This is a genomic window from Georgenia sp. 311, assembly GCF_006151955.1.
Classification (GTDB): Bacteria; Actinomycetota; Actinomycetes; order Actinomycetales; family Actinomycetaceae; genus Oceanitalea; species Oceanitalea wutianyii.
Window position 1 is genome coordinate 7,059 of record NZ_VDFS01000010.1, and the last position, 16,585, is coordinate 23,643.

The following is a 16,585-nucleotide window of genomic DNA, read 5'->3' on the forward strand; positions in this document are numbered from 1 at the left end:
CCCCCACCGACCTGGCCGACCTCGCCGACGACGAGAACGTCACCGTCCACGACGGCCCCGGCGGGGAGATCCGCTACATCGTCTTCGACTTCACCACCCAGCCGTTCGGCTCGCAGACCGCGGAGGCGGACGAGGCCAAGGCGCTGGCCGTGCGCCAGGCGGCCGCCCACCTCCTCGACCGCGAGGCGCTGAGCCAGGAGATCTACCAGGGCACCTACACCCCGCTGTACTCCTACGTGCCCGAGGGCCTGAGCGGCGCCGCCGAGCCGCTGCTGGAGATGTACGGCGACGGTGAGGGCGGGCCCGACGCCGCCGCCGCGGCGGCCGTGCTCGAGGAGGCCGGCATCCCGACGCCGGTCGCGCTCAACCTCCAGTACAGCCCCGACCACTACGGCAACTCCTCCGACGAGGAGTACGCCCTCATCGAGCAGCAGCTCGAGGCAGACGGGCTGTTCGACATCACCCTGCAGTCCACGCTGTGGGACACCTACAACGGCGAGCGGGTCGAGCACGCCTACCCCGCCTACCAGCTCGGCTGGTTCCCGGACTACTCCGACGCGGACAACTACCTCTCCCCGTTCTTCCTCACGGAGAACTTCCTCGTCAACGACTACTCCGACCAGGCCGTCAACGACCTCATCCTCGACCAGGCCACCGAGCCAGACCCGGCCGCGCGCGAGGCGAAGATCGCCGAGGTCCAGCGCCTCGTCGCCGAGGACCTGTCGACCCTGCCCTACCTGCAGGGCGCCCAGGTGGCAGTCGCCCAGAACGACGTCACCGGCGTCACGCTCGACGCGTCCTTCAAGTTCCGCTACGCGCCGCTGTCGCGCTGACCGACCGTCCGGGGGACGGGGTGCCGCCGTGCGCGGCGCCCCGTCCCCGCCCGGGAGAGGAGAAGCAGCGTGACGATCGCTGACGAACGGACGGTGAGCCCCACCGCGGCGACGCGGTCGGGCGGCTCGGGGCTGGGCCGCTACGTGCTCGTGCGGTTCCTGCTCATCATCCCCACGGTGTTCATCCTGGTCACCCTCGTGTTCTTCCTCATGCGGGTGGTCGGTGACCCGATCTCGGCGTCGGTGGGCGGGCGCCTCACGCCCGACCAGCTCGCCCAGCGCCTGGCGGACGCCGGCTACGACCGCCCCGTGCTCGTCCAGTACGTGGAGTACCTCGGGCAGGTGTTCACCGGTGACTTCGGCCGGACGCTCACCGACAACCGCGCGATCAGCGAGGTGCTGCTCACCTACGGCACGGCGACCTTCGAGCTCGTCCTCTTCGCGCTCCTCGTCGCCCTGCTCGTCGGCATCCCGCTCGGCCGGATCGCCGCCTACCGGCGCGACCAGGTGCCCGACGCGGTGCTGCGGGTGCTCGCCATCCTCTGCTACGCCACCCCGGTGTTCTTCGCGGGCCTGCTGCTCAAGCTCGTCTTCTCGGTGTGGCTCGGCTGGTTCCCGCTCGGCGGGCGGGCGCGGCCGGACACCCAGCTCATCCTCGACCGCATCACCGGCTCGAGCGGCATCAACATCCTCGACGCGCTGCGCACCGGCCGGTGGGACCTCATCTCCGACGTCCTGTCCCACGCCGTCCTGCCGGCCCTCGCCCTGGGCCTGCTCACCGCCGGGGTGTTCCTGCGCCTCGTGCGCACCAACCTCATCGGCACGCTCGGGATGGACTACGTGACCGCGGCCCGCTCCCGCGGCGTCACCGAGTCCAGGCTGCTGCGCAAGCACGCCTACAAGCCGGCGCTCATCCCGATCATCACCGTCATGGGCATGCAGATCGCCATGATGCTCGGCGGCGCGATCCTCACCGAGACGACGTTCGAGTGGCGCGGGCTGGGCTTCCAGCTCGCCCAGTACCTCGGCGCGCGGGACTTCGTCGCGGTCCAGGGGATCGTCGCGCTCCTCGCCGTCATCGTCGCCGTGACCAACTTCGTCGTCGACGTCGTCGCCGCCCTCATCGACCCGAGAGTGAGGTACTGACGATGAGCGAGTCGACCGTCGCCCCCGGCGCCGCCGCCCACGAGCCCCGCTGGAAGCGGCTGCCGCTCGTGTGGCAGCTGCGCCGCAGCGTGGGGCTCCAGCGAGGGATGCTCGTCGCGGGCCTCGTGCTCTGCGCCGTCTTCGTCCTCACCGCCGTCCTCGCGCCCGTCATCGCGCCGTACTCCTTCAACCAGCTCAGCGGCCCGGACGGCAGCTTCCCGCGTCAGGCGCCACCGTCGGCACAGTTCTGGTGGGGCACGACGGTGGGCGGCTACGACGTCTTCTCCCGGGTCGTGTGGGGGGCGCAGACGGCGCTCCTCACGGTGGTCCTCGCCGTCGTCGCCTCGCTCTTCCTCGGGGTGGCACTCGGCCTCGTCTCCGGGTACCTCGGCGGATGGCTCGACCGCGTCCTCGTCACCGTCGCCGACGCGATCTACGCCTTCCCCTCCCTGCTCCTCGCCATCGTCGTGTCGATCATCATCTCCGGCGGTCAGTCGAGCTTCCTCGGCGGGATCGCGGCCGCCGCCATCTCCATCACCGTCGTCTTCGTGCCGCAGTACTTCCGCGTCGTACGGGCCGAGACGGTGCGCCTCAAGGCCGAGCCGTTCGTCGAGTCGGCGCGCGTGCTCGGCGCCTCGACGCCGCGTGTCCTCTCGCGCCACGTGCTGCGCAACGCGACCCGCTCGCTGCCGCTCATCGTCACGCTCAACGCCTCCGAGGCGATCCTCACCCTCGCCGGCCTCGGCTTCCTCGGCTTCGGCATCAACCCCACCGCGGCCGCCGAGTGGGGCTACGACCTCAACAGGGCCATCTCCGACGTCGCGAGCGGCATCTGGTGGACGGGCGTCTTCCCCGGCGCCGCCATCGTCCTGCTCGTCCTGGGCATCACCCTCGTCGGGGAGAGCCTCAACGACCTGTCCGACCCGAGGCTGCGCAGCCGGCGGCGCCCGCCCCGGCGCGCCGCGACGACGGGAGCCGACGCATGAGCCCCAGCGACCACGACGGCTCCCCCGTCGTCGAGATCCGCGACCTCCACGTGACGTTCGCGACCGACGGCGCGCCGGTGCACGCCGTCGACGGCGTCTCCCTGCACGTCGACCCGGGCGAGATCCTCGCCGTCGTCGGGGAGTCCGGGTCGGGCAAGACCGTCACCGCCAAGAGCGTGCTCGGGCTGCTCCCCGACAACGCCCGGGTCGACGGCGCGGTGGTCCTCGCCGGGCAGGACGTCCTGCGCCTGCGGCCGGCCGAGCTGCGCCGCGCCCGGGGGCGGGACGTGGCGATGGTCTTCCAGGAGCCCTCGACGGCCCTCAACCCGGTGTTCACCGTCGGGTGGCAGATCGCCGAGGGGCTGCGCGCGCACGGGACCTACTCGCGCGCCGAGGCCCGCGCCCGCGCCGTGGAGGTGCTCGGCCGGGTGGGGATCCCCGACCCGCAGACGCGGGTGGACCACTACCCCCACCAGTTCTCCGGCGGCCAGAAGCAGCGGATCGTCATCGCCATGGCGATGGCGATGGAGCCGAGCGTCATCGTCGCCGACGAGCCGACGACGGCGCTGGACGTCACCGTGCAGGCCGAGATCCTCGACCTGCTGCGCGCGGTGCGCGACGAGTTCGGCCGGGCGATCATCCTCATCACCCACAACATGGGAGTCGTCGCCGACCTCGCCGACCGGGTCGCGGTCATGTACCGGGGCGAGGTGGTCGAGCAGGCGCCCGCGCGCGAGCTGTTCGCCGCTCCGCAGCACGAGTACACCCGCCGGCTGCTCGCCGCCGTGCCGCGGCTCGGCGCGCACACCACCGACCGGGCGCCCGGCCGGTCGCCGGCCGCGGAGGCCGGTGAGCCTCTCGTGCGCGCCCGAGGCCTGGAGGTCGTGTACCCGGGGCGGCTGCGCCAGCCCGGGTTCCGCGCGGTGTCCGGGGTGGACCTCACGATCGCGCCGGGCGAGGTGCTCGGCCTGGTCGGTGAGTCCGGGTCCGGCAAGACGACGATCGGGCGGGCCATCGCCGGGCTCACCCGCGCGACCGGCGGGTCGCTGGAGGTGCTCGGTCAGGAGATGGTCGGCTTCCGGGAGCGCACCTTCCGGCCGCACCGCGCCCGGCTCGGGTTCGTCTTCCAGGACCCGGCGACGAGCTTCAACCCGCTCCTCACGGTCGGTGAGGCGATCGCCGAGCCGCTGCTCATCCACGGCCGCGCGCGAGACGTTGCCGCGGCCCGGCCCAGGGTCCACGAGCTGCTCGACGCGGTCCACCTGCCCATCGCCTACGCCGCCCGGTACCCGCACGAGCTGTCGGGCGGTCAGCGCCAGCGCGCGAGCCTGGCCCGTGCGCTCGCCCTGGACCCGGAGCTCCTCGTCGCCGACGAGCCGACGTCGGCGCTGGACGTCTCGGTGCAGGACAAGGTCCTCGAGGTGTTCGGTGAGCTCCAGCAGCGGCTCGGCTTCGCGACCCTGTTCATCAGCCACGACCTCGCCGTCGTCGGGATGCTCGCCGACCGGATAGCCGTGCTCTACCGCGGCGAGCTGGTCGAGCTGGGCACCGGCACGCAGGTGCTCGGCGACCCGCAGCACCCCTACACGCGGCGGCTGCTCGCCTCGGTCCCGGTGCCGGACCCGGTGGAGCAGGAGGCGCGGCGCGCCGCGCTGGCGGCGCTCACCTCCGCGGTCCCCGAACCCAGCATCGTGCCGTAGCGCGGCGCTGCGGCGGTCAGAAGGGGACGCCTTGCTCGCCGCGCCCCTGTCCGACTTCGCGTGCCCGACGAACGACCTGGCTGTCGGCCTCAGCCGGTGAGCTCGCCGACCTCCAGGCCCGCTGCGACGTCCGCGACCTCGGAGCGCCACCATGGGGTCTCGACGAACCCGCGCTTGATGGTGAGCAGCTCGAGGGAGGCCGACCATCCGGTCACTCCGGGCAAAGCAGCCAGGGACTCGGTGGTGAACGCATAGAGGTCCTCGGTTCGCCGGGCGATGACCTCCGCGACGAGGCAGTTGCCCCCGAGCGGCAGCGCGAGGTACCGCACCTCTGGGCGCCGCGCGAGCACCTGGGCGACCTCGGTGAGCCGGGCCGGCTCGACGTCGACCCGGAGCTGGATCTCGGACTCGAATCCGAGAGCGGCGGCCTGGACGAGGGTGACGACGTGGGCCCACCGGCGGGAGCGAAGGCGCTCGAAGCGGCGCCGCACGGTGCTCTCGTTGAGGCCGACCTCCTCGGCCACCTCCGCGAAGCTCGCCCGGCCGTCGAGCTTGAGCCGGTCGAGGATGGCCTCGTCGACGGCGTCGAAGGCGAACTCCTCGAACTCCCCCGTGTCCACCGGGTCGTCGGGCTGGAGCCCGAGGAGCTCGCGTGCCCAGTCGTGGCTCACCTTGTACACGTGGAGGGTGAGCTCACCGATGACGGCCTCGACGCCGGGGATCGTCTGCACCTCGCGCACGACCGTGTGGTAGGCGCCGGCCTCCCTGGGGACCTGCACCTCGGCGATGATGTCGTGAGGGCCGGTGAGCAGCGTGACGAAGCGGACGTCGGGGCGCTCGGCGATCCGGCTCGCGACCGGGAGCGCCATCGTCGGCCCGCACTTGAGGCGCAGGAAGAAGAACTGGTGCGACTCGCTGCCACCCGCGCCGCGCATGACGGCGATCTTCAGCGCCCCCTCGTCGGTGAGCTGCTGGACGCGCCGTGCCACGGTCGGCCCGGTCGTGCCGCAGAGGTCGGCGATCGCCGACCAGCTCGCCCGTCCGTCGAGCTGCAGCGCGGCGACGATCCGCCGGTCGAGGTCATCGAGGCTCCGGCCGGCGGGCGCGCCGTTGCTCACGTCGCCTGCTTCGCCTCGACCTCGGAGAGGAACTCCCGCACGGTCTGGGTCCACAGCTCAGCTTCCTCGATCTGGGGGGAGTGTCCGGACTTCTCGAACACTACAAGGCGTGCGTCGGGGATGAGGGAGGCGATGGTCTCGCTGCACGACACCGGCGTGATCCAGTCGGTGCGACCCACGGTGACGAGCGTGGGACAGGTGACGCCGGGCAGTCTGTCCTTGATGTCGTAGTTCGGGATGTTGTGGGCGAAGGCGTAGTTGTGCGTCTCGTACCGGTAGGGAGTGGTCGCGACGATCCGCTCGACCTTCTGCGGGTTGTACTCGTAGTCGTAGAGCGGGAGGATCTCGCGCCAGCAGTCCCGCAGGTCGTCGTTGTCGCGCACCCGGCCCTCGTCGATGCGGTCGAGCTTCTCGACGTCGACCTTCACGCGGTCCGAGGCCAGGGCATTCTCCCGGGAGAGCTTCTCGTTCTGGCCGTCCGGCGAGGTGTCCCGCAGGACCATGGCGCGCACCCGGTCGGGGTAGCGGGTGGCGTACTCCATGGCGATGAACCCGCCGTAGGAGCCACCCGCGACGATGACCTGCTCGGCTCCGATCCACTCCCGGACCCCCTCGACGTCGGCCGCCCACTGCTCGTGGGTGAACGGACCGTTGCCCTCCGACTCCCCCGAGCCGCGGGCGTCGTACACGACGACGCGGTAGCTGTCGGCCAGGCGTCCGAAGCTCGTCCGTGGCTCGGCGCGCGACCCGAGGCCGGGCGCCCCGTGGAGCGCGATGAGCACCGGGGCGTCCTCGGGGCCGAGGACTTCCAGGGCGAGCTTGTTGCCGTTGATCTCGACGAACACGTGGGTCTCCTGTCGGTGGTGGTCAGGCGGTGATCGTGCAGTCGGCCAGCGACCGCGGGTAGGACGTGAGGGCCTCGGCACCCGTCTCAGTGACGAGCATCGAGTCGGAGATGCGGTAGCCGGCGTGCCCGGGCACGTAGATCCCGGGCTCGTTGGACACGACCATCCCCTCGGCGAGCGGGGTCGGGTCTCCGTCCTCGAGCCACGGCGGCTCGTGCATGCCCAGGCCGATGCCGTGGCCCTGCCTGTGCAGCACGTACTCCCCCAGCCCTGCGTCCATGAGCTCTGCGAGGCAGGCAGTGTTGGCGTCGCGACAGGGCACCCCGGGCGCGATGGCGGAGGCGCCGACCTCCTGCGCCCGCCGCACGGCCTCGTGGTAGCGGGCCTGCTCCTCGGTGGGCTGCCCGATGACGAACGTGCGCTCGCACTCGACGAACCTGCCACCGACGGCGCAGCCGAGGGAGAGCATGAACGTGTCCCCCTCCTGCAGCCGGTAGCCCGACGGCAGTCCGTGCGGGTAGGAGGAGTTCGCCCCGCCGTAGACCAGTCCTCCGGCCATGAACCCGACGACGACGACGTCGCGGTGCTCCTCGTACATGACACCGGTGCCGACCCTGCCGACAAGGGCCGCGAGCTCGGCCTCGGTGGGCAGCGGGTCGTCCGCGCGTAGGGCGTCGCGCACGGCTGCTACCCCGGCCTCGACCATGAGGTCGCTGATCCGCGCCGCTTCCCGGTGCAGGGCGATCTCCGCGGGTCGCTTGACGTACCTGCACGCCATGACGACGTCGGTGGGGACCGGCGCCACGTCCATCCCCTCCCGCATCATCCGCAGCCGCAGGAACGAGGAGGTGAGCGGGTGCCCCACCCGCCGTCCGGCGGCGAGCGCGGCGAGCGGGGCGAACGGGTTCGTCACACCGGGGTACTCGGCGTACTCCACGACCTGCGCGACCGCGCCCTGTGCCCGCGCGTAGCCGGCCTCGAGCCGGGGGACCAGGAGAACTGCGGGGCCGTCGACCGGCAGCCAGACGGCCACGGGGCGTTCGGTGGGGTGGTGGAAGAAGCCGGTGAGGTAGGCGACGTCGTCGGGGTCATCGGTGAGGACGGCGTCCAGCCCTTCCGCTGTGGCGGCGGCGCGGACGGCGTCCTGCAGCACCTCGATCGTCTCGGCCGTGAGGCGCTGGGAGAACGCCGTCGTCTGGGCAGTCATCGGGAGGTGCCTCCTCGGCGGGGGTTGCGGGCGTCGTTGTAGGCGGTGGACAGGAGCGTCGCGGACAGGACGAGCGCGAGGATGGCGAGGGAGGGAAACATGGTGAGCCACCAGGCGCTGGACATGGCACCGGACTGTTGCGCCTCGTAGAGGATCCGGCCCCACGACCACGTGTTCGGGTCACCGAGGCCGAGGAAGGCGAGCCCCGCGGCCGAGAGCACGGCCCGCGATGCGGTGAGGACGACTGAGACCGCGATGACGGGGGTGACGGCCGGCAGGACGTGGCGGGTGATGATCCACCACGGCGAGGTCGTCATGAGGCGGGCCGCGTCGACGTAGGGAAGCTGGACCACGGTGAGTGCCTGCGACCGGACCACCCGGGTGACCTCGGGCCAGGAGAAGGCGGCGATGACGACGATGATCGTCAGTGTGCTCGGTCCGACGAGCGCGGCGATGAGGATCATGAGCGGGAGAACGGGCAGCGAGAGCATGAGGTCGACGAGCGTGCTGAGCAGCGCGTCCAGCCGGCGGAAGTAGGCGCCGACGACGGCGAGCACGGTGCCGACGACGATGGCGAGGAACGACGCCGCTGCTGCGACGGCCAGGCTCTGGCGTGTTCCCCAGATGACCTCCGCGAGCACGTCACGGCCGAGGGCGTCGGTGCCGAACGGGTGGGTGAGGGAGGGCGGGGCGAGCAGGTCGCTGCCGTACCCGGAGGGGTAGGCCGCGAGGAGAGGCGCGGCGAGGGCGACAGCCACGAGGACCGCCATGACACCGAGCGCGAGCATGCCTAGCGGCTGACGCCGGAAGGCGCGCCAGGTAGCGCGGGCGGCGGTGGGGCGCTCCAGGGCCACCGGCTCGGTCAGTGCTCCGACGGCGCCGAGCGCGCCGGCCGGCTGCGCCGGCGTCGGGTCGGTCGTGGCGGTCATGCGGTCTTCACCCTTGGGTCGAGGACTCCGTAGACGAGGTCGGTGAGCATGTTCGCGACGACGACGGTCACCGCGAGGAGGAGAAAGGACCCCTGGAGGACCGGGAAGTCCAGCTGGGTCACCGCCTCGTAGATCCCCCGGCCGATGCCGGGGTAGGCGAAGACGGTCTCGGTGAGCACCGCCCCACCGACGAGCGTCCCGAGCTGGAGGCCGATGAGCGTCGTCGCCGGGAGCAGCGCGTTGCGCAGCGCGTGCTTCCACAGCACCCGGCGGTAGGGCAGCCCGTTCGCCCGTGCCAGCGTGCAGTAGTCCTCACCGAGCGCGTCGATGAGCGTGGAGCGCATCGTCAGCACGTACGCGCCGAGCTGGATGAGCATGAGCGAGAGAATCGGCAGGACGGCGTGGTGCAGCACGTTGCCGTACCACGCCATCCCGTAGACGCCGCGGTCGTAGGCGCCGCCGATCGGGAACCAGCCGAGCTGCAGCCCGAGCGTGTAGAGGAGGAAGACCCCGACGCTCGGGACGAAGAGCGACTGCGCGGTGACCCCGACCATCTGCACGAGACGGTCGAAGGCGCCCCCGGCACGGGAGGCGGCGAGAACCCCGAGCGGGATGCCGAGCAGCACCGTGAGCACCAGGGCCCCGGAGGCGAGCAGGAGCGTCCACGGCAGTCGCTCCATGAGCACCTCGGTCACCGGGACGGACTGGGTGAAGGAGATTCCGAGGTTGCCCTGAGCGAGCTGGCCGAGGTAGGCGAGGTACTGCACCGCCAGCGGCTGGTCGAGGCCGTACTGCTCGAGGAGGGCCGCCCGCTGGTCCGCGGTCATGTTCGGGCTCTGGATCGCCAGCGTGGGGTCACCGGGGAGCAGGCGCAGGAGAAGGAAGGTGACGGTGACCGCGAACCACACGGTCAGCAGCCCTCGTCCCACGCGCCGTAGCGCGAACGTTCCCATGGTCATGTCGGGCAGCCCTCCTCGGCTCAGCCGGCGCGGGTGGCGCTGGCGAGCGACACGGGGTTGACGATCGAGAGCAGCTCGCTCGGCTGCGGCACGAAGCCGGTCCACTCGTCGCTGTGCGCGAAGTAGAGGTTCTGGGTGTACATGATGTTGTCGTACACCTGCTCGTGCACCATCCGGGCGGCCTCCTGGACCAGCGGCAGCTGGTCCTCGAAGTCGGGCAGCACCCGAGCCTGGGAGATGAGCTCGTTGAGCGCCGGGTCGTCCACGTGGGCGTAGTTGATGAACCCGTCGGGCATGTAGGTGAGCGACATGTTCACCCGGGGGTCCTCCATGATGGCGAAGCTGCCCGCGTAGATGTCGTAGTCGTCGTCCTGGGTCCGCGCGAGGTAGGTGTTGCGCTCCAGCCCGGTGAGCTCGATGGTGATCCCGGCCTCCGCAGCGCCGTCGCGGACGAGGTTGGCCCACTGGGAGACGATCGGGTCCTGCAAGGAGTAGAGCAGCTCGAGGGTGAGACTGCCGTCTGTCGGCTGGCCCGCCTCCTCCAGGAGCTGGCGGGAGAGGGCCGGGTCGTACTCGTACTCCTCGAGCTCCACGTACCAGTCGGACAGCACGGGCATGATCGGGCTGGAGCCGGTCGACACGGCCTGGCCGTGCAGGACCACCTCACGGATGGCCTCGTAGTCGACTGCGTGCGCGAGCGCCTGGCGGACCCGGACGTCGTCGAGCGGCGTGCGGTCCATGTTGTAGACCATGTGGGCGTACCCGAGTCCGGGCACCTCCTGCACCGTGACGCCCTCGGTGGACTGCAGCTGAGCCACCTGCGCCGGCGGAAGGGCGTTGGCGATGAGGTCGACGTCCCCGTTCTGCAGCGCGAGGATCTCGGTGTTGACGTCCGGGTAGACGCGGAAGACGATCTCGTCGGGTCCGGGGGTGCCCGACTCGGTGAGCGGATAGTCCTCCACCGCCTGCAGGACGTAGTCCTGGCCGCGCTGGACCTCGGTGAGCACGTAGGGGCCGGCACTCACCCAGTCGGAGTCGTTGGCGAACTCCGCGACGGAGGGCGCCTCGCCGAAGACGTGCTCGGGGACGATGGTGGCCCAGAAGCCCACGCCCTCGACGAACGAGGAGTCGGGCTCGGTGAGGTGGACCTCGACCCGGGTGTCGGAGACCGCCTCGGCGTGGTCGAAGTACCCGAGCTGGCCGACGAGCGTTCCCGAGGGCTGGTCCTCCTTCGTCGCGTTGAGCGTGAAGGCGACGTCCTCGGCCGTCACCGGCTCGCCGTCGCTCCACGTGACGTCGTCGCGCAGCTCCCAGTAGCCGGTCGTCTCGTCCACCCAGCCCCAGTCGACGGCGAGGGCCGGCTCCTTCGTGCCCTGCTCGTTGATGTGGAGCATTCGGGGGTACATGAGCGAGGTGACCCACGAGTCGGTGCGTGAGTTGCCGATGAGCGGGTTGAAGTTCACGACGTCGGTGGTCGTGGCGATTGTCAGTGTGCCCCCGGAGTCGGTGGTGGTCGCGCCGTCGGTGGCGGACCCGTCGCCCTCGTCCTCTGGGGCGGGCGGCGCGCAGGCGCCGAGGACGAGGGCCGCCGCGACGGCGGCGACGGCGAAGGTGGAACGTCTCATGAGACCCAGACCTCTTTCAGGACGCGGAGGGTGTTCTGGCCGACGACGAGGCGGATCTCGTCGTCGGAGTAGCCGTGCTTGACGAGCCACCCGATGATGTTGAAGAAGGCCTCGGCGGGGTTCTCCACGCCGTCGACGTACTCCACCCGCGGGTGGTCGATGTGGCTGTGGGCCTGAGCGATCGACAGGTTCGCCGCGAACGCGTCGTGCAGGCCGACGTGGTCACCGAAGAGGGTGTCGGGGCCGAAGCTCACGTGCTCGATCCCCACGAGGTCCACGCAGTACTCGAAGTGGTCCATGACGGACTCGAGACTGTGGTGGGGGTGGTCCGGGGAGAGCGTGGTGTGGGGCGCCGCCTCGATGCCGATGACCCCTCCGCGCTCGGCGCACGCCTTGATGACGTCGTCGGGCTTCATGCGGTTGGTGGGCCAGACGGCACGGGCGCCGGCGTGGGTGATGAAGACGGGCAGCCGGGAGTGCTTGATGACGTCGAGCGAGGTACGGTCGCCGCTGTGCGAGACGTCGATGGCGATGCCGAGCTTGTTCATGCGCTCGACGGCTCGCTCGCCGAAGTAGGTCAGCCCGCCGTCACCCCGCTCCTTCAGGCCGCTGCCCAGGGTGTTCGCCTCGGAGTAGGCGATGCCCATCTGGCGCACGCCGATGCCGTACAGGACGTCGAGCCGGTCAACCTCGTTCTCGATCATCGTCGACGCCTCGAGAGCGAAGATGTGCGCGATCCGCCCCGTCTCGCGGGCGTACTCGATGTCCGCCAGGGTCTCGCCCTTGATGACGAAGTCCTGGTGAGCGATGTCCGCCATACGCACGCCGAGGTCGTGGATGACGTCCTGGTACTTCCAGCCCGCGTCGGAGCTGATGCAGCACGTGCCGTCCATCCCGTTGTCGAACACGGCGGTCATACCGGAGTGGGCCAGACCGAGGTAACCGGTGGGTTCGCGGCCCTGCCGGATGTGCTCGCGCAGCTCGCCCATGTCCTCGGGGAAGACCTGCACGTGCTCGTGCAGGGAGATCACGGTCTCGTCGCTGAGAAGGCGGGTCGTGCGCTCCTTCTCGGCGTCGCTGAGCTCCAGACCCGCGTAGGGGGCGACGCGGCCCAGCTGCTTCGCGTAGCGGAACTGCCGGTAGTCGACCCCGGGCTCCAGGTAGTCGTAGGCGGTGTAGCCGGTGTAGCGGCCGGCGGGCTTCTCAAGCACGGGTGGCGCTTCCTCTCGACGTCATGACCGCACATCCTCGGCGCGGTGAGCCAGACTCTCTTCTAATCCGGCACCGAAGTCAACCATCAGTTTTGTTTCCGGCATGTATCGCTGCACGGAGTCTTCATTTCGGCGCCGTTCTGTGGCAGGCTCCGTCTCGTGGACAGATCCCCCGCCCTCCAGCCGCCCGTTCTCACCGCCCGCCGCCTGTCGGTGACGTTCGGATCGGGTTCCAGGGCCGTGCACGCCGTCCGTGAGATCGACCTCGACGTCCGGCGGGGCGAGTTCGTCGCGCTGCTCGGCGAGTCGGGCTCCGGCAAGTCGGCGACGGCCCGCGCTCTCATGGGCCTGGACGAGGGCCTCGCGACGATCACCGCCGACCGCCTCACCCTCGGGGACACCGACCTGCTCGCAGCACGCCCCGAGGAGCTGCGCCGGCTCCGCGGCGCTCGGATGAGCCTCATCCTCCAGGACGCCCTGTCCTCACTGAACCCGGTCCTCACGATCGGGGACCAGATCGGGGAGGTGCTCCGGGTCCACACCCGCTGCTCGCGCCGGCAGGCGGCCGCTCGCGCCGAGGAGCTCCTGCGGCTCGTCGGCATCCCGGACCCGATTCGCCGCCTCAAGGACTACCCCCACCAGTTCTCCGGCGGCATGCGCCAGCGCATCCTCATCGCCATGGGGATCGCCATGGACCCCGAGCTGCTCATCGCCGACGAACCCACCACCGCGCTCGACGTCACTGTCCAGGCCCAGATCCTCGAGCTCCTCGACCGGCTCCGGCGTGAGCTCGGCATGGCCGTCCTGCTCATCACCCACGACCTCGGCGTGGTGGCGGAGGTCGCGGACCACGTCGTCGTCATGTACGCCGGGCGGGTCGTGGAGAACGCCCCGGCCGACGACGTCTTCTCACGGCCGACGCACCCCTACACGATGGCCCTGCTCGAGTCCGTTCCCCAGGCGTCCCTGCGCGGCGGCCGGCTGCCGGCAATCCCGGGCTCCCCACCGAGCCCGGCCCAGACGCCGCCGGGCTGCTCGTTCAACCCCCGCTGTCCCTACGCCGTCGACCTGTGCCGCACCGAGCGCCCGCTACTGCGGACGACCGCCCCCGGAGTGCTGGCCGCGTGCCACCGCAGTGAGGAGATCCTCCATGACCGCGTCGCCTGAGACCGCGACCGTGCTGCGCGCGGAGCACCTCGTCAAGGAGTTCCGGGCCGGCTCGCGTGCCTCCGCACGCAGGGTCCACGCCGTGGCCGGGGTGGACCTCGAGCTGCGGACCGGGGAGGTCCTCGGCATCGTCGGGGAGTCCGGGTGCGGCAAGTCCACCCTCGCCCGCATGCTCGTCGGCCTCGAACGCCCCACCGGGGGACGGCTGAGCTACCACGGGCGGGACGTCACGCGTGGCCGGGCCGCGGACCGTCGGGCGCTGCGCAAGGGCGTCCAGATGATCTTCCAGGACCCGTACACCTCCCTCGACCCGCGCATGACCGTTCTCGAGATCGTCGCCGAGCCGCTCGCCGCCACGCGCACCGGCACCTTCACCGCGCGGCGCGAGCGCGTCGTCGAACTCCTGGAGATGGTGGGCCTGTCGGCGGAGATGCTCGACAGGTACCCCCACCAGTTCTCCGGTGGCCAGCGGCAGCGGCTCGGGATCGCACGGGCGCTCGCGCTCGACCCCGACGTCCTCGTCTGCGACGAGCCGGTCTCGGCACTGGACGTCTCGGTGCAGGCGCAGGTCGTCAACCTGCTGCGCAACCTCCAGTCGCGCCTCGGGGTCGCCCTCGTCTTCATCGCACACGACCTCGCCGTCGTCCACCACATCGCCGACCGGGTCGCGGTCATGTACCTCGGGCGGGTCGTCGAGACGGGGACCGTCGAGGACGTCTACCGGGCGCCGGCCCACCCCTACACGCAGGCGCTCCTGTCTGCCTCCCCAACCACCGACCGCGCGAACCGCGGGGTTCTCGGGCGCCGCCGGATCCTTGCCGGAGAGCCGCCCTCACCCATCGACCCACCGTCCGGGTGCACCTTCCGCACGCGGTGCTGGCTCGCCCACGAGCGGTGTGCGACCGAGGTTCCACTCCTGCGACGACCGGACAGCCCGGACACCCACGCGCTCGCGGCGTGCCACGTCGCCGAGGAGGCGCTAAGCGGCGCCGCGGCCCACGCACCGGGCGCCTGACCGGCCGGTCCCGCCCGCCGGTCGGACGCCCGGGTCCTCCCCCGGTCTGATGGTGCTCTCGGGTGGTCCGCCGCGAGGGCGACGCGGCGGCCACGGCGCCGGCGCCACGCTCGTCCCATGGCCCCGACCTCCCGCGCGACCCTCGCCCGCCGACTCACCGCCCTCGTCGTGGCAGCCGTGCTCACCCTCGCCGTCCTCACGCTGGTCGGCGCCGACCGGCTCGGGCTCGGTGCGGCCTCGGCCGGCGAGGTGCAGTCGCCGGCCGCCCTGGAGGCGGCGCTCGTCGGCGTGGACGCCACGTTCGCCGATCGCGTCTCCGCCGCCCACGAGGCCGCCGCGGCCGCCGGCGTCCCGTTGGCGATCACCTCCGGGGCCCGCAGCGTCGCCGAACAGCAGCGGCTCTTCGACGAGGGGGTGGCCGAGCACGGCTCGGCCGAGGCGGCCTCGCGCTGGGTGCTCCCCCCGGACAGGTCGGCCCACGTCCTCGGCAAGGCGGTCGACGTCGGCCCCGCCGAGGGGTGGCGGTGGCTCGGCGAGCACGGCGCGGAGCAGGGGCTGTGCCAGGTCTACGAGAACGAGCCGTGGCACTTCGAGCCCCTCGTCGAACCGGGCGGCACCTGCCCGGGGCTCGAGCCCGACGCGTCGCACACGGTCGGCGGGGAGCGCGGAGCCGGCCGCTCAGGACGGTGACCACGTGGCCGGGGCGCGGGGTCCTTGGTCCCCGGGGCCCGCGCACCGGGCGAGTACGTTCGGGAGGACCAGAGCGGTCCAGTCAGCACGAGAAGGAGCCGACATGCGCAGTGTCGTCGTCACCGGTCCCGGAAAGGTCGAGATGCTGGAGGTCGACACCCCGACCATCGGCCCCAAGGACGTGCTGGTCAGGATGCGCGCGAGCGGCATCTGCGGCTCGGACGCGATGTACATCGCGGTCGGCGGGATCCCGCCGCACCAGGGCGCCACACGCCTCGGTCACGAGCCGGCCGGTGAGATCTGCGAGGTCGGTGACGAGGTGACCGGTCTCGCCGTCGGGGACCACGTCGTGTTCGACACGATGGCGTTCACCGACGGGCTGCTCGGCAGCGGCGGTGCCCAGGGCGGTCTCTCGGAGTACGTCGTCGTCCACGACGCCCAGCCGGGCCGCCAGGTCCGGGTCATCCCGAGTGACGTCCCGTGGGAGGTCGCCGCGCTCAACGAGCCGATGGCCGTGGCCCGTCACGCCGTCAACCGGCTCGAGCTGGCACCCGGCGCCAAGGTCGTCGTCTTCGGCGCCGGCCCGATCGGGCTCGGCGCGGTGCTGTCCGCCAAGGCCCTCGGGGCCGAGCACGTCGTCGTCGTCGACATCCAGCCCAACCGGCTCGAGACCGCCCTGAAGGTCGGCGCGGACGCCGTCGTCAACTCCGCCGAGGAGGACATCAAGGCCCGCCTCATCGAGCTGCACGGGACCGCGGGGCCCAGCTTCCTGCGGGACGCCCGGCCCGACACGGACGGCTACGTCGACGCCGCCGGCGTGCCCAGCGTCATCGAGACGATCCTCGGGATGGTCAAGCACCGGGCCGTGGTCTCCGTCCCGGCGGTGCACAAGGAGCCGGTGCCGGTGGACCTCGGGCGGATCCTCATGACCGAGGTCGACATCCGCCTCGCCATGGGCTACCCGACCGAGATCTTCGAGGTCACCGACGACATCATCGCGAACGTCGACAAGTACCGGCAGATCGTCAGCGACGTCGTCCCCTACGACCGGGCGCTCGAGGGCATCACGCTCGCCGCCACGCCGGGTGCCGCCGACAAGGTCGTCATCGTCATGGAGTGACCGGGCGACGGCTCCCGTCCGGACACGTCCTCGG

The 16,585-nt window shown here is 71.5% G+C and carries 15 protein-coding genes; 8 read left to right on the forward strand and 7 right to left on the reverse strand.

Annotated features, from left to right (window positions below):
• From FHE66_RS00960 to FHE66_RS00975, 4 genes are all read left to right on the forward strand, one after another.
• Window positions 1-833, forward strand: an 833-nt coding sequence (locus FHE66_RS00960) for an ABC transporter substrate-binding protein (RefSeq protein ID WP_255303559.1), incomplete at its 5' end; no start/stop codon positions are given.
• A 69-nt stretch (window positions 834-902) separates the two neighbouring features.
• On the forward strand, window positions 903-1,979 hold the full coding sequence (locus FHE66_RS00965; protein WP_230976379.1) for an ABC transporter permease: 1,077 nt from the start codon (window positions 903-905) through the stop codon (window positions 1,977-1,979).
• A gap of 2 nt (window positions 1,980-1,981) precedes the next feature.
• A complete protein-coding gene (locus FHE66_RS00970; RefSeq protein WP_139071126.1) occupies window positions 1,982-2,965 on the forward strand; it encodes an ABC transporter permease in 984 nt (327 codons plus the stop codon).
• Window positions 2,962-4,665: an ABC transporter ATP-binding protein gene (locus FHE66_RS00975; protein WP_139071127.1), complete on the forward strand. Its 1,704-nt coding sequence runs from the start codon at window positions 2,962-2,964 to the stop codon at window positions 4,663-4,665. Before FHE66_RS00970 ends, FHE66_RS00975 begins: the two co-directional genes overlap by 4 nt.
• Before the next feature lie 89 nt (window positions 4,666-4,754).
• Here the strand turns inward: FHE66_RS00975 and FHE66_RS00980 are convergent, their stop codons facing one another.
• From FHE66_RS00980 to FHE66_RS01010, 7 genes are read right to left on the reverse strand one after another with little or no spacing between them, the layout of a single operon-like run.
• Window positions 4,755-5,783, reverse strand: coding sequence for an Lrp/AsnC family transcriptional regulator (locus tag FHE66_RS00980; protein WP_168202699.1), 1,029 nt, complete (start codon window positions 5,781-5,783; stop codon window positions 4,755-4,757).
• The gene (locus FHE66_RS00985; protein WP_139071129.1) at window positions 5,780-6,628 is read right to left on the reverse strand and encodes an alpha/beta fold hydrolase; all 849 of its coding nucleotides are present in this window, start codon (window positions 6,626-6,628) and stop codon (window positions 5,780-5,782) included. Before FHE66_RS00985 ends, FHE66_RS00980 begins: the two co-directional genes overlap by 4 nt.
• Before the next feature lie 22 nt (window positions 6,629-6,650).
• Window positions 6,651-7,835 (reverse strand): Xaa-Pro peptidase family protein, encoded by a 1,185-nt coding sequence (locus FHE66_RS00990; RefSeq protein ID WP_139071130.1) that lies wholly within the window; start codon window positions 7,833-7,835, stop codon window positions 6,651-6,653.
• Window positions 7,832-8,764 (reverse strand): ABC transporter permease, encoded by a 933-nt coding sequence (locus tag FHE66_RS00995; RefSeq protein ID WP_139071131.1) that lies wholly within the window; start codon window positions 8,762-8,764, stop codon window positions 7,832-7,834. Before FHE66_RS00995 ends, FHE66_RS00990 begins: the two co-directional genes overlap by 4 nt.
• Window positions 8,761-9,723: an ABC transporter permease gene (locus tag FHE66_RS01000; RefSeq protein ID WP_218013575.1), complete on the reverse strand. Its 963-nt coding sequence runs from the start codon at window positions 9,721-9,723 to the stop codon at window positions 8,761-8,763. Before FHE66_RS01000 ends, FHE66_RS00995 begins: the two co-directional genes overlap by 4 nt.
• Window positions 9,724-9,743: 20 nt before the next feature.
• Entirely contained in the window at window positions 9,744-11,348 is a 1,605-nt protein-coding gene (locus tag FHE66_RS01005) for an ABC transporter substrate-binding protein (protein ID WP_139071132.1), read from the reverse strand.
• On the reverse strand, window positions 11,345-12,559 hold the full coding sequence (locus tag FHE66_RS01010) for a dipeptidase (RefSeq protein WP_139071133.1): 1,215 nt from the start codon (window positions 12,557-12,559) through the stop codon (window positions 11,345-11,347). Before FHE66_RS01010 ends, FHE66_RS01005 begins: the two co-directional genes overlap by 4 nt.
• Before the next feature lie 159 nt (window positions 12,560-12,718).
• On the opposite strand from FHE66_RS01010, the gene FHE66_RS01015 reads away from it, so the two are divergent.
• From FHE66_RS01015 to FHE66_RS01030, 4 genes are all read left to right on the forward strand, one after another.
• Window positions 12,719-13,726: an ABC transporter ATP-binding protein gene (locus tag FHE66_RS01015; RefSeq protein WP_139071134.1), complete on the forward strand. Its 1,008-nt coding sequence runs from the start codon at window positions 12,719-12,721 to the stop codon at window positions 13,724-13,726.
• Window positions 13,710-14,741 (forward strand): ABC transporter ATP-binding protein, encoded by a 1,032-nt coding sequence (locus tag FHE66_RS01020; protein ID WP_139071135.1) that lies wholly within the window; start codon window positions 13,710-13,712, stop codon window positions 14,739-14,741. The genes FHE66_RS01015 and FHE66_RS01020 overlap by 17 nt, the downstream gene beginning before the upstream one ends.
• A 117-nt stretch (window positions 14,742-14,858) precedes the next feature.
• Window positions 14,859-15,431, forward strand: a complete 573-nt coding sequence (locus FHE66_RS01025) for a D-alanyl-D-alanine carboxypeptidase family protein (RefSeq protein WP_139071136.1) — start codon at window positions 14,859-14,861, stop codon at window positions 15,429-15,431.
• Window positions 15,432-15,534: 103 nt separating this feature from the next.
• Window positions 15,535-16,551: a zinc-binding dehydrogenase gene (locus FHE66_RS01030; protein ID WP_139071137.1), complete on the forward strand. Its 1,017-nt coding sequence runs from the start codon at window positions 15,535-15,537 to the stop codon at window positions 16,549-16,551.
• The last annotated feature ends 34 nt before the right edge of the window (window positions 16,552-16,585 follow it).

Excerpts from the sequence above, each read along its gene's own strand:
- FHE66_RS01005 (WP_139071132.1), bottom strand. The coding sequence starts at position 11,348 with ATGAGACGTTCCACCTTCGCCGTCGCCGCCGTCGCGGCGGCCCTCGTC.
- FHE66_RS01030 (WP_139071137.1), top strand. The coding sequence starts at position 15,535 with ATGCGCAGTGTCGTCGTCACCGGTCCCGGAAAGGTCGAGATGCTGGAG.
- FHE66_RS00995 (WP_139071131.1), bottom strand. The coding sequence starts at position 8,764 with ATGACCGCCACGACCGACCCGACGCCGGCGCAGCCGGCCGGCGCGCTC.
- FHE66_RS01025 (WP_139071136.1), top strand. The coding sequence starts at position 14,859 with ATGGCCCCGACCTCCCGCGCGACCCTCGCCCGCCGACTCACCGCCCTC.
- FHE66_RS01020 (WP_139071135.1), top strand. The coding sequence starts at position 13,710 with ATGACCGCGTCGCCTGAGACCGCGACCGTGCTGCGCGCGGAGCACCTC.
- FHE66_RS01000 (WP_218013575.1), bottom strand. The coding sequence starts at position 9,723 with ATGACCATGGGAACGTTCGCGCTACGGCGCGTGGGACGAGGGCTGCTG.
- FHE66_RS00990 (WP_139071130.1), bottom strand. The coding sequence starts at position 7,835 with ATGACTGCCCAGACGACGGCGTTCTCCCAGCGCCTCACGGCCGAGACG.
- FHE66_RS00970 (WP_139071126.1), top strand. The coding sequence starts at position 1,982 with ATGAGCGAGTCGACCGTCGCCCCCGGCGCCGCCGCCCACGAGCCCCGC.
- FHE66_RS00975 (WP_139071127.1), top strand. The coding sequence starts at position 2,962 with ATGAGCCCCAGCGACCACGACGGCTCCCCCGTCGTCGAGATCCGCGAC.